The organism is Pseudonocardia kunmingensis (assembly GCF_006716445.1).
Classification (GTDB): Bacteria; Actinomycetota; Actinomycetes; order Mycobacteriales; family Pseudonocardiaceae; genus Pseudonocardia; species Pseudonocardia kunmingensis.
Window position 1 is genome coordinate 79,419 of the sequence record NZ_VFPA01000002.1, and the last position, 12,390, is coordinate 91,808.

The following is a 12,390-nucleotide window of genomic DNA, read 5'->3' on the forward strand; positions in this document are numbered from 1 at the left end:
CTCGCGAGGTCTGCCGGCCCCGCCCGTCCACATCAGCCCGTTTCCGGCCCGTTCCGGCGCCTGGATCCACAGCCGTACGGCGGAACGGGCGCGCCCCCGCACCCCCGCGGTCCACCCTCGCCACATGACCCCTCCCCGCCGCCCCCGACCCTCCTCACCCGCGCCGGACGACCGACCGGTCGTGCGCGTCCGCGACCAGGGCGAGCTCGTCGCGGCCATTCCCGCGATGCTCGGCTTCCACCCGCGGGAGTCGCTGGTCCTGATGGCCACCGGAGGCCAGTCCGGCCGCCGGCTCGGCCTCACGCTGCGGGTCGACCTGCCACCGCCGGAGATCGCGGCCTACGCGGAGCACGCGGAGGTCGTCGCGGCGTCCGCCGTGCGCGGCCTGCTGCTCGACGACCCCGCGGGCGCCGTCGCCGCCGTGCTCGCGCCCAGCACGGGTGATCCGCCGAGCCTGCCGCACCGGCGGCTGGCAGGCCTCGTCGCACAGGCCCTGGCCGAGCGGGAGGTCGACGTGCACGCGCTGCTGTGGGCCGAGAGCACCACCGGCGGCGCGCGCTGGGCCTGCTACGAGCCGTGCGGCTGCTGGGGCCTGGTCCCGGATCCCGCCGCCACCGAGTTCGTGGTGGCCACCGTGGCCGAGGGCCGGGTGGTGCACCCCGATCGCGATGCGCTGGAGCGCCTCGTGGCACCCGCCGATCCCGGTGCGCTCCGGCGCCGCGAGGAGCTGCTGCTCCGCAGCGACGCCGGGGGCGCCCCCGGTGACACCGGTGCCGCTGCGCTCGACACCGCGATCGCCGACGCGGCCGCCGGGCGGCTCACCCTGTCCGACACGCGGGTGGTGGCGCTGGCGAGCGCGCTGGGGATACCCGCCGTGCAGGCCGCGGCGCTGCAGCGGAGCACCGGTCCGCGGGCGGTGGCCGCCGAGCAGCTGTGGGCGGCGCTGGCGCGCGAGACACCCGACCCGGAGGCGGCCGTGCCCGCGGCGCTGCTGGCCGTCTCGGCACTGCTGCGCGGCGACGGTGCGCTCGCCAACGTCGCGCTCGGGCGGGCCGAGCGGGCGTGGCCCGGCCACCTGCTCGCGGGCGTGCTCCGGACGGCGGCGGAGGCCGGGCTGCGTCCCGACGAGGTGCGGGAGTGGTTGCGGGAGGGGCTGACGATGGAGCCGGCGCCGGCGCCACGGGCTACGCGGCGCGGCCGGCGGTCGGCGTGACCGCGTCGGGTCAGCTCGTCCGGCTCTGCGCGAAGCGCCAGGCGTCGCCCACGATCGTGGCGAGATCGGTGCGCCGCGGTTGCCAGCCCAGCTCGGTCTGCGCCGCCTCGCTCGAGGCGATCAGCACGGCGGGGTCCCCGGCGCGGCGAGGTGCGGAGTGAGCGGGGATGGGGTGCCCGGTCACCTCCCGGCAGGCCTCCACCACCTCGCGCACCGAGAAGCCGGTTCCGGAGCCCAGGTTGTAGATCGCGTGCCTGCCGGCCCGCGCGTGCTCCAGTGCCAGCAGGTGGGCATCGGCGAGGTCGTCCACGTGGATGTAGTCGCGCACGCAGGTGCCGTCCGGCGTGGGCCAGTCCTCGCCGTACACCTGCACGGCCTCCCGCGTCCCCGAGGCCACCTGCAGCACCAGCGGGATGAGGTGGGTCTCCACGGCGTGCCGCTCCCCGAACCGGCCGTGTGCGCCCGCCACGTTGAAGTACCGCAGGCTCACCGCCGCGAGGCCGTGCGCCGCGGAGTAGGAGCTGATCGCGTGGTCGATGGCGAGCTTGCTGGCGCCGTAGGGGTTGGTCGGGCGGGTGGGCGCGTCCTCGCGGATCGGCACCTGGTCGGGTTCGCCGTAGGTCGCGGCGGTGGAGGAGAACACCAGGCGCGGCGTCCCGTGCCGGCGCACGGCCTCGAGCAGCCGGAACGTCGTCACCACATTGCCGTCCCAGTACAGCTCCGGGTGCTGCACCGACTCCCCGACGAGCGACTTGGCCGCGAAGTGCAGCACCCCGTCGAACCCCTCGGCGAGCACGTCGTCCGCGGCGTCGGCGAGGTCGGCCTCCACGAAGCGCGCGCCGTCGGGCACCGCGTCCTTGTGACCGGTGGACAGGTCGTCGAGCACGATCACGTCGTTGCCGGCGTCCACCAGGTGCGCGGCGCACACGCTGCCGACGTAGCCGGCCCCACCGGTCACGAGCAGCTTCACAGCAGACCTCCTCGAGGAATGGCGCGCGGCACCCGGCCGCCGCGCGTCGGCGCGGCACACCGTCTCACGCCCGCCCCGCCGGTCGCGGCGAGGGGCGCGCGAGCACGCCCCCGCCCGGCCGGCCCCCGCCCAGCAGCCGCGGAGCGGTGGACCGGCCGTGCGGCGAGGTCAGCGCGCGCGCACCAGCACGGCGTGCGCGATCAGTGGTGCCACCGAGGAGGACGCCCCGTTGCTCGCCACCGGTACGGCGTCGCCGAAGCGGGAGATGGAATCCACCTCCACCTCGTGGCCCGGGACGATGCCGGCGTCCTTGAGCTCCGCCATCAGGTCGGCGTCCATCTGCACGTGCTCGGCGATGCGGCGCACCTCCACGCGGCCACCGCCGCGCCGCGCGAACTCGTCCAGCCGCTGCAGCCCGACCTCCAGCACCGGCGGCACCGAGGTCGGCGGCCCGGTGGTGGCCTCCGGGCTGCTCGCGAGCTCTTCCAGACCCGGGATCGGGTTGCCGTAGGGCGACGTCGTCGGGTTGTCGAGCAGCCGCACGAGCTTGCGTTCCACGGCCTCGCTCATCACGTGCTCCCAGCGGCAGGCCTCGGCGTGCACGAACTCCCACTCGAGCCCGATCACGTCGATGAGCAGCCGCTCGGCGAGGCGGTGCTTGCGCATCACCGACACCGCGCGGGAACGCCCGGTCGGTGTGAGCTCCAGGTGCCGGTCGCCGGCCACGACCACGAGCCCGTCGCGTTCCATGCGGGCCACGGTCTGGCTCACGGTCGGCCCGCTCTGGCCGAGGCGCTCTGCGATCCGGGCGCGCAGCGGGACGACGCCCTCCTCCTCGAGTTCGTAGATCGTTCGGAGGTACATCTCTGTGGTATCGATGAGCTCGTTCACGCCCCCAGCCCTTCTGTCAAGGCCACATCCTATCGGTGCAACGCCTCGCCGACGCCCCGCCATCCCGGGCAGGATGGCGCGGTGGTCGCACCGATGGATCCCCTGATCGCCCCGACCGTCCTCGCGGAGCTGCTCGCGGTTCCCGACCCCGCGCAGCGGCCGGTGGTGCTCGACGTCCGCTGGCGGCTCACCGGGCCGCCCGCCCGGCCCGACCACGACGCGGCGCACCTGCCCGGGGCCGTCTTCCTCGACATGGACTCCGACCTGGCCGATCCGCCGGGTCCGGCGGGTCGCCACCCGTTGCCGTCGCCTGCGAGGCTGCAGTCGGCGCTGCGGCGCGCCGGGGTGCGCGACGACTCGCTCGTCGTGGCCCACGACGACGCCCAGGGCGTCCAGGCGGCTCGCACGTGGTGGCTGCTGCGTTGGGCCGGGTTCGCCGCAGGACGGGTCGCGGTGCTCGACGGCGGCTACCGCGCCTGGGTGGAGGCGGGCCTGCCCACCACGGACGAGCCGTCCCGGCCCCTCCCCGGCGACGTCACGGTCCGGCCGGGGGGCATGCCCGTGCTCGACGCCGACGAGGCCGCCGCGCTCGCCCGCAGCGGGGTGCTGCTCGACGCACGGGCACCGGAGCGCTACCGCGGTGAGTTCGAGCCGGTCGACCCGAAGGCGGGTCACATCCCGGGCGCGGTCAACGCTCCGGCCACCGACGTCCTCGGCCCGGACGGGCGTTGGCTGGCGCCCGCACCGCTGGCTGCGCGGCTCGCCGGGCTCGCGGGCCCGGGGGCGGGTGACGTCGGGGCCTACTGCGGGTCGGGAGCCACCGCCGCGGCCCTGGTCCTCGCGATGGAACACGCGGGGCTGCGGCCACCGGAGCGGCCGATCGGGCTGTACGTGGGATCGTGGTCGAACTGGTCGGCCGATCCGGGCCGGCCGGTGGCAGTCGGGACCGAGCAGTGAGCCGCATGGCGGCCTGGGCGAGGGGGCGGTCGGGATGAGCCCGCGCGCGGCGGTCGTCTGGACGCCCGACTTCCTCTCCTACGACCTGGGGGACGAGCACCCCCTCGACCCGGTCCGACTGGACCTCACGATGCGCCTGGCCACCGCGCTCGGGGTGCTGGAGGGCGTCGAGCCGATCGTGCCGGCACAGGCGTCCGACGAGGAGGTGCAGCGGGTCCACGTGCCCAGCTACCTCACGGCGGTCAAGTCCGCGCCGGAGAGCCCGTTCGACGTCGGGCACGGGCTCGGCACCGACGACAACCCGATCTTCTTCGGGATGCACGAGGCCAGCGCCCTCGTGTGCGGCGGGTCCCTGCAGGCGGCGCGGGAGATCGCCGAGGGCCGCGCCGACCGCGCCGTCAACATCGCCGGCGGCCTGCACCACGCGATGCGCGACCGCGCGGCGGGGTTCTGCGTCTACAACGACTGCGCCGTGGCGATCTCGTGGCTGCTCGACCACGGGTTCGACCGCATCGCCTACGTCGACGTCGACGTGCACCACGGCGACGGGGTGCAGGCCGCGTTCTACGCCGATCCGCGCGTGCTGACGATCTCGCTGCACCAGCACCCGATGACGCTGTGGCCGGGCACCGGGTGGCCCGGTGAGTACGGCGAGGGTGACGCCGCGGGCACCGCGGTCAACCTGCCCCTGCCGCCGGGCACCTCCGACTCCGCCTGGTTGCGCGCGTTCCACGCGGTCGTCCCGTCGCTCGTCACCGAGTTCCGGCCGCAGATCCTCGTCACGCAGTGCGGCGTCGACAGCCACGCGGAGGACCCGCTGGCCGATCTCGGGCTGTCGGTCGACGGCCACCGCGCGATCTACCGGAACCTGCGGGAGCTGGCCACCCACGCGGCGGGCGGCCGCTGGCTCGCCGTCGGCGGCGGCGGGTACGGACTGTTCCGCGTGGTGCCCCGCTCCTGGACGCACCTGATCGCCACGGTCCTCGACCGCGACGTCGAGCCGGGCCGGCCGCTCCCGGCCGGCTGGGTGGCGCACACCGCAGGCCTCACCGGCCAGCAGTTGCCGATCTCGATGACCGACGGCGCCGACACCGGGTACACGCCGTGGAGCGAGGGGGCCGACCGCGTGGACAGCGCGGTGCTGGAGACGCGGCGGGCCGTCTTCCCGCTGCACGGCCTCGATCCGGACGACCCGCGGGACTGACGGGATGACCGACATGCCACCCAGCGACTCGACGACCGGCGCCCCGGCCGACTCCCCGGCCGACTCCGCCGCGGACCCCGGCTACCCCCGGCACTGGGAGGCCGACGTGGTGGCCTCCGACGGCGGCATCGTGCACCTGCGCCCGATCCTGCCCAGCGACGCCGACGCGCTGCTGCGGTTCCACGCGAGCCTGTCCGACCGCACCCGCTATCTGCGCTACTTCGGCCCGTACCCGCGGATCTCCCCGAGGGACCTCGAACGCTTCACCCACGTCGACCACCGCAAGCGGGTGGGGTTCATCTGCCTGCTCGGCGACGAGATCCTCGCCGTGGGCCGCTACGAGGGGCTGCCCGGTGGGTCCGGGGCGGGGCCGGCCGGGGTCGAGTCGGCCGAGGTCGCGTTCGTGGCCCGCGACGACCACCAGGGCCGCGGGCTGGGCTCCATCCTGCTGGAGCACCTCGCGGCCGCCGCCCGGGAGAACGGCCTGCGCCGGTTCGAGGCCGAGGTGCTGGTCGAGAACCACCAGATGGTGCGGGTGTTCCGGGAGGCGGGCTACCAGGTCAGCAGGGCCTTCTCCGAGGGCGTGCTGCACCTGGAGTTCGACATCGACCCCACCGAGCGCTCGCTCGCCGTGCGTGACGCGCGCGAACAGCGGGCCGAGGCGCGCAGCGTGCACAACGTGCTGCACCCGGCGTCGGTCGCCGTCATCGGGGCGTCCACCGACCCGTCGAAGATCGGCCACGCCGTGCTGGCCAACCTCCTGCGCGGCAACTTCACCGGCCCGGTCTTCCCGGTCAACCCGGACGCGCGCTCGGTGCGCGGGGTGCGTGCCTACGCCTCGGTCACCGACATCCCCGACGAGGTCGACCTCGCCGTGGTCGCCGTGCCCGCCGCCGGCATCGACGAGGTCATGGACTCCTGCCTCGCGAAGGGCGTCAAGGCGCTGGTCGTGGTCAGCGCCGGGTTCGCCGACGCGGGCGGCAGCGGTGTCGTGGCCGAACGGCGGCTGGTCGCCGAGGCCAGGGCGCACGGCATGCGGGTGATCGGGCCCAACGCCCTCGGCGTCGCCAACACCGATCCCGAGGTCCGGCTCAACGCCACGCTCGCCCCCGACGTCCCCGGCACGGGGCGGGTCGGGTTCTTCTCCCAGTCCGGTGCCCTCGGCATCGCGATCCTCGCCACCGCCAAGGAGCGCGGCCTCGGGCTCTCGACGTTCGTCTCGGCGGGCAACCGGGCCGACCTGTCGGGCAACGACCTGCTCCAGTACTGGCAGACCGACCCCGCCACCGATGTCGTGCTGCTGTACCTGGAGTCGTTCGGCAACCCGCGCAAGTTCGCCCGGCTGGCCCGCCGGCTGGCGCGCACGAAGCCGATCGTGGCGGTGAAGAGCGGTCGGCACTCCGGCCCCACGCCGGCCCTCGCGGCCAGCGCGGCGCGGATCGACGAGGCCAGCGTGCGCGCCCTGTTCGAGCAGGCGGGCGTGATCCGCGTCGAGACGCTCTCGCAGCTGTTCGACACCGCGCTCCTGCTCGCCTACCAGCCGCTGCCGGCCGGGCCCCGGGTCGCGGTGGTGGGCAACTCCAGCGCACTGGGTGTCCTGGTCGCCGACGCCCTGCTCGACGAGGGCATGGAGCTGCACGGGCCGCCGGTCGACGTCGGCACCGCGGCGCCGCCCGAGGAGTTCGCCGCCGCGGTCGCGCGGGCGCTCGGAGCCGTGTCGGACCGGGACGCCGCCTCCGTCGCGGGCAGCGGCACCGGCGCGGCGAGGGACCGCCCGTCCGAGGACGCGTCCCACGAGGCATCCGGCGAGGCATCCGGCCACACATCCGGCGAGGCATCCGGCGACGCGCCCGCCGGTGGGGCCGATGCCCTCATCGCCGTCTTCGTCCCGCCCGTCGCGACCCCCGGCGCGGCGTACGCCCGGGCACTGCGGGAGGCGGTGGCCGGGGTCGACAAGCCGGTGATCGCGGTGTTCCTGGCCGCCGAGGGGGTGCCGGCCGAGCTGTCGGTGGCGCGGGAGGACGGGTCGCCCGGGCCGGGGTCGGTGCCCAGCTACCCGAGCCCGGAGCGGGCGGCGGCGGCGCTGGCGCGGGTCAGCCGCTACGCGCGGTGGCGCTCGCTGCCCGTGGGGCGGTTCGGCACGCCGGCCGGGGTCGACACCGAGCGCGCCCGCGGCGTCGTGGCGCGCGTGGGCGCCGCGGAGGCGCACCGGCTCACCGACGACGAGGCCGTCGAGCTGCTGGGCTGCTACGGCGTGCCGGTCACCGAGTTCCGCCTGGTGTCCGACGTCGAGGAGGCGGTGGCCGCGGCCGACGAGCTCGGCTACCCGGTGGCGCTCAAGGCGGTCGGGGACCGGTGGCGCCACCGCACCGACCTGGTCGGTGTGCGGCTCGACCTCGGCGCCGGCGCGGCCGTGAGGCGCGCCCACGGCGACCTGACAACGCTCACCGGCGAGCCGCAGGTGTACGTCCAGCGGATGGCCCCCAAGGGCGTGTCCTGCGTGCTGGAGATCGTGGAGGACCCGTCGTTCGGTTCGCTGCTGTCGTTCGGGCTGTCCGGGATGGCCACGCAGCTCCTCGGCGACCGTGCGTTCCGCGTGGTCCCGGTGTCCGACCAGGACGCCGCGGCGCTCGTGCGCGCACCCCGGGCCGCGCCGCTGCTGGCCGGGTACCGCGGCACCGAGCCGGTCGACCTGGCCGCCCTCGAGGACCTGGTGCTGCGCGTGGGACGCATCGCCGAGGACCTCCCCGAGGTGCGCTCGCTCAGCCTCGACCCGGTCCTGAGCTCACCCGAGGGCGCCTTCGTCACGGGCGCGCGCATCGTCGTCGGGCCACCGCCCACCCGCAGGGAACGGGGCGGCCCCCGCCGCCTGCGCTGACCCACTCGACGAACGGCACTTTCGTCGCTTCCTAGCCGACGAAGGTGCCGTTCGTCAGGTCGGGGCTAGCGGCGGAAGGAGACCTGCAGCGTCGGCTGGCTGACACCGGCGAAGAAGTCGTTGCCCTTGTCGTCCACCACGACGAACGCCGGGAAGTCCTCCACCTCGATCTTCCAGACCGCCTCCATGCCGAGCTCGGGGTACTCGAGCACGTCGACCTTGCGGATGCAGTCCTGGGCCAGCCGGGCGGCCGGCCCGCCGATGGAGCCGAGGTAGAACCCGCCGTACGTCGCGCAGGAGGTGGTGACCTGGGTCGACCGGTTGCCCTTGGCGAGCATGACCAGCGATCCACCGGCGGCCTGGAACTGCTCCACGTAGGAGTCCATCCGCCCGGCCGTCGTGGGGCCGAACGAGCCGGAGGCGTAGCCGTCGGGCGTCTTGGCCGGCCCGGCGTAGTAGACGGGGTGGTCGCGCAGGTACTGCGGCATCGGCTCGCCGGCCTCCAGCCGCTCGGCGATCTTCGCGTGGGCGATGTCGCGGGCCACCACGAGCGGCCCGGTGAGCGACACGCGCGTCTTCACCGGGAGCGTCGACAGCTGGGCCCGGATCTCGGCCATCGGGCGGTTGAGGTCGACCCGCACGACCTCCTCGGACAGGTCCTCGGAAGACGCCTCCGGCAGGAACCGGGCGGGGTCGCGCTCGAGCTGCTCCAGGAACACGCCATCCGGCGTGATCTTGGCCTTGGCCTGCCGGTCGGCCGAGCAGGACACCGCGATGCCGACGGGCAATGAGGCGCCGTGGCGGGGCAGCCGGATCACGCGCACGTCGTGGCAGAAGTACTTGCCGCCGAACTGCGCGCCGATGCCGAACTGCCGCGTCAGCTCCAGCACCTGCTGCTCGAGGTCGCGGTCCCGGAAGCCGTGGCCGAGCTCGGAGCCCTCGGAGGGAAGGGCGTCGAGGTAGCGGGCCGAGGCGAGCTTGGCGACCTTGAGCGTGAACTCGGCCGACATGCCGCCCACGACGATCGCCAGGTGGTAGGGCGGGCAGGCCGCGGTGCCGAGCGCGCGGAGCTTCTCGTCGAGGAACGCGGCGAGCTTCTTGGGGTTGAGCAGTGCCTTCGTCCCCTGGTGCAGGAAGGTCTTGTTGGCCGAGCCGCCGCCCTTGGCCATCACGAGGAACTCGTACTTCGGCGTCGCCCCCGGCGCGCTGTACAGCTCGACCTGCGCCGGGAGGTTGGTGCCGGTGTTGCGCTCGTCCCAGAACGAGGTGGGCGCCATCTGGGAGTAGCGCAGGTTCAGCTCGTCGTAGGCCTCGAAGATCCCCTGGGAGATCGCGCGCTCGTCGTCGCCGCCGGTGAGCACGGTCTCGGTGCGCTTGCCGACCACGATCGCCGTGCCGGTGTCCTGGCACATGGGGAGCACGCCGCCCGCCGAGACGCACGCGTTGCGCAGCAGGTCGGTGGCCACGAAGCGGTCGTTGGGGGAGGCCTCGGGGTCGTCGACGATCGACCGCAGCTGAGCGAGGTGCGAGGGCCGCAGCATGTGCTGAATGTCGCGCACCGACTCGCGCACCAGCGCGGTGATCGTGGCGGGCGGCACTTCGAGGAACGTCCGCCCGGCGGCCTCGATCACCTCGCCCGCCGGGAGGTCGAGGCGGCGGTACTCGGTGTCGTCGGGGCCGAGGGGGAGCACGTCGGTGTGGTGGAACTCGGGCACCGGAGAAACCTAACCCGCCCTCGATTGGGTCGGGAGGCCGGACCGGCCCCCGACCAGTCCGACCTCCCGGGGTGCGCGCGTCGAACGGGTCGGCGCGCGAAGCGTCCCTAGACCATCGCCGACGGACGGATGTGCGTCAACTTCTGGGCCTGGCCCGGTCGGTGACCGTAGGGTCATCGACATGCCTGGATCGATTCTCGGGACCTCCGTTCGCCGCGTCGAGGATCGCGACCTCATGACCGGCGCCTCCACCTATGTCGGCAACCTCTCGCTCGAGGGCGTGCTGCACCTCGCCTTCGTGCGCTCCCCGCTGGCCCACGCGGTGATCACCGGGATCGACACGGCCGAGGCGGCCGCGGCGCCGGGCGTGGTCGCCGTGCTCACCGCCGCAGACCTCGACCTGCCCGCGCACCACGGCCTCATGGTCGTGAACCCCGACCTCCCGCGTCCGCCGCTCGCCACCGACCGCGTCCGCTTCGTGGGCGAGCCGGTCGCGGTGGTGGTCGGTGAGACGAAGGCCGCCGCCGTCGACGCCGTCGAGCTCGTGGAGGTCGACTACGACCCGCTGCCGGCCGTCGTCGACATGGAGGCGGCCCTCGAGCCGGGCGCGGAGCTGCAGTTCCCGGAGCTGGGCAGCAACCTCGCCGCCGGCCAGCGGTTCACCGACGACGACGCGCTCGCGGACGCGGAGGTGGTCGTGCGGGCCCGGCTGGTCAACCAGCGGGTGGCCGTGGTGCCCATGGAGGGCAACGCGATCGCCGTGCAGCCGGGAGGCCCTGGGAACGGGGGAGACGAGGAGCACGACCTCACCATCTGGGTGTCCACCCAGATGCCGCACGGCTTCCGCGCGCAGGCGGCGGCCCTGTTCGGGCTGGAGACCGAGCGCGTGCGGGTCATCGCCCCGCACGTCGGCGGCGGGTTCGGTGGCAAGGCGGGCATGCTCGCCGAGCACACGGCGGCCGTCGGCGTCGCGCGGAAGCTGGGCCGCCCCGTCACGTGGGTGGAGACCCGCTCCGAGAACCTCGTGTCGATGCCGCAGGGGCGCGGCCAGGTCGCCTACTACGAGCTCGGCCTCACCCGTGAGGGCGTGATCACCGGGCTGCGGGCGCGGGTGGTGGCCGACAGCGGTGCGTACGCCGGGTTCGGCGGCGGGCTGGTGTTCGGCTCGACGCAGACGATGGCCACCGGCGTCTACCGGATCCCCAAGCTGGCGTTCGACGGCGCCGTGGCGCTCACCAACACCACGCCGATGGGCGCGTTCCGCGGCGCGGGCCGCCCCGAGGCCACCGCGCACATCGAGCGGATGATCGACCTGGCCGGCGCCCAGCTGGGCATCGACCCGGCGGAGATCCGGCGGCGCAACTTCATCCGGCCCGACGAGTTCCCGTACCGGACGCCGTCCGGCGTGCGCTACGACATCGGCGACTACGACCTGCCGCTGCGCGAGGCGCTGCGGCTCGTCGACTACGACAAGCTCCGCGAGGAGCAGGCGAGCAGGCGCGAGGCGGCCGACCCCGTCCAGATCGGCATCGGCATCAGCGTCTACGTGGAGATCACCGCCGGTGGCGGGGACGAGTACGGCTCGGTCACCGTCCACGCCGACGGCAGCGCCACCGTCTCGGCGGGCACCTCCGGCCACGGGCAGGGCCACCCCACGGCGTTCGCGATGCTCGCCAGCGACCGCCTCGGCATCCCGATGGAGAAGATCCGCTTCGTGCAGTCCGACACGGCCGTGGTGCCGCGCGGCGGGGGCACCGGCGGATCACGGTCGCTGCAGATGGCGGGCAACGCCGTGCAGGGTGCGGCCGACGACGTGCTCGAGCAGGCCCGCAAGCGCGCGGCCGCGATGCTGGAGGCGTCCGTCGACGACGTGCAGCTCACCGAGGACGGCGCGTTCGGCGTGGCCGGTGTGCCGTCGGTGACGCTCACCTGGGCCCAGGTCGCGAGCGGGGCGGAGGCGGAGGGCGAGCAGCTGTTCGCCGGGATCGACTTCCACCAGGACGACGCGACGTTCCCGTTCGGGGCGCACGTGTCGGTGGTGGAGGTCGACACCGACACCGGCCGGGTCACACCGCTGCGCCACGTCGCGGTGGACGACTGCGGGCGCATCCTCAACCCGCTGCTGGTGCAGGGGCAGCAGCACGGCGGGCTCGCGCAGGGGATCGCGCAGGCCCTCTACGAGGAGGTCGTGTACGACGCGGAGGGCCAGCCGCTCACCGCCACCCTCGCCGACTACCGGATGCCGAGCGCGGCCGACCTGTTCACCTACGAGACCGCGAACACCGAGACGCCCACGCCGATGAACCCGCTCGGGGCGAAGGGGATCGGGGAGTCGGCGACGGTCGGGTCCACGCCCGCCGTGCAGAACGCGGTGGTCGACGCGCTGAGCGTGTTCGGCGTGCGGCACGTGGACCTGCCCTGCACCCCGGAGCGGGTGTGGCGCGCCGTGCAGGACGGGCGCGCCGGTCGCCCGGCCGACCCGTGGCGCGAGCCTCCCGCCGTGTTCGCGACGCTGCCGGTCCGCAGCCAGGACGGGTCGGCGGAGGCCACCATCTGACCCCG

8 protein-coding genes are annotated in these 12,390 nt (G+C 74.6%); 5 read left to right on the forward strand and 3 right to left on the reverse strand.

Annotation, left to right across the window (positions count from 1 at the left end; genetic code table 11):
* Nucleotides 1–124 precede the first annotated feature (124 nt).
* Nucleotides 125–1,213, forward strand: coding sequence for a DUF4192 domain-containing protein (locus FB558_RS16215; protein ID WP_142054401.1), 1,089 nt, complete (start codon nucleotides 125–127; stop codon nucleotides 1,211–1,213).
* 10 nt (nucleotides 1,214–1,223) lie between these two features.
* Here the strand turns inward: FB558_RS16215 and galE are convergent, their stop codons facing one another.
* Both galE and FB558_RS16225 read right to left on the reverse strand, forming a co-directional pair.
* Complete coding sequence (gene galE / locus FB558_RS16220; RefSeq protein WP_142054403.1) at nucleotides 1,224–2,183, reverse strand: UDP-glucose 4-epimerase GalE; 960 nt, start codon at nucleotides 2,181–2,183, stop codon at nucleotides 1,224–1,226.
* Nucleotides 2,184–2,351: 168 nt separating this feature from the next.
* Nucleotides 2,352–3,074: an iron-dependent transcriptional repressor DtxR gene (locus FB558_RS16225; RefSeq protein WP_170231355.1), complete on the reverse strand. Its 723-nt coding sequence runs from the start codon at nucleotides 3,072–3,074 to the stop codon at nucleotides 2,352–2,354.
* A gap of 93 nt (nucleotides 3,075–3,167) precedes the next feature.
* On the opposite strand from FB558_RS16225, the gene FB558_RS16230 reads away from it, so the two are divergent.
* The 3 genes from FB558_RS16230 to FB558_RS16240 are packed head-to-tail and all read left to right on the forward strand — an operon-like array spanning nucleotide 3,168 to nucleotide 8,113.
* A complete protein-coding gene (locus tag FB558_RS16230; protein WP_142054407.1) occupies nucleotides 3,168–4,031 on the forward strand; it encodes a sulfurtransferase in 864 nt (287 codons plus the stop codon).
* Between the two features lie 34 nt (nucleotides 4,032–4,065).
* Nucleotides 4,066–5,235: an acetoin utilization protein AcuC gene (locus FB558_RS16235; RefSeq protein WP_142054408.1), complete on the forward strand. Its 1,170-nt coding sequence runs from the start codon at nucleotides 4,066–4,068 to the stop codon at nucleotides 5,233–5,235.
* A 13-nt stretch (nucleotides 5,236–5,248) separates the two neighbouring features.
* Complete coding sequence (locus FB558_RS16240; RefSeq protein WP_142056485.1) at nucleotides 5,249–8,113, forward strand: bifunctional acetate--CoA ligase family protein/GNAT family N-acetyltransferase; 2,865 nt, start codon at nucleotides 5,249–5,251, stop codon at nucleotides 8,111–8,113.
* Nucleotides 8,114–8,178: 65 nt separating this feature from the next.
* Here the strand turns inward: FB558_RS16240 and FB558_RS16245 are convergent, their stop codons facing one another.
* Entirely contained in the window at nucleotides 8,179–9,828 is a 1,650-nt protein-coding gene (locus FB558_RS16245; protein ID WP_142054410.1) for a fumarate hydratase, read from the reverse strand.
* 181 nt (nucleotides 9,829–10,009) lie between these two features.
* On the opposite strand from FB558_RS16245, the gene FB558_RS16250 reads away from it, so the two are divergent.
* The gene (locus FB558_RS16250) at nucleotides 10,010–12,385 is read left to right on the forward strand and encodes a xanthine dehydrogenase family protein molybdopterin-binding subunit (protein WP_142054412.1); all 2,376 of its coding nucleotides are present in this window, start codon (nucleotides 10,010–10,012) and stop codon (nucleotides 12,383–12,385) included.
* Nucleotides 12,386–12,390: the final 5 nt, after the last annotated feature.

Bases quoted from the DNA above. Each gene is read 5' to 3' on its own strand.
- FB558_RS16250 (WP_142054412.1), top strand. From the start codon at position 10,010: ATGCCTGGATCGATTCTCGGGACCTCCGTTCGCCGCGTCGAGGATCGC.
- FB558_RS16235 (WP_142054408.1), top strand. From the start codon at position 4,066: ATGAGCCCGCGCGCGGCGGTCGTCTGGACGCCCGACTTCCTCTCCTAC.
- FB558_RS16230 (WP_142054407.1), top strand. From the start codon at position 3,168: ATGGATCCCCTGATCGCCCCGACCGTCCTCGCGGAGCTGCTCGCGGTT.
- FB558_RS16240 (WP_142056485.1), top strand. From the start codon at position 5,249: ATGCCACCCAGCGACTCGACGACCGGCGCCCCGGCCGACTCCCCGGCC.
- FB558_RS16215 (WP_142054401.1), top strand. From the start codon at position 125: ATGACCCCTCCCCGCCGCCCCCGACCCTCCTCACCCGCGCCGGACGAC.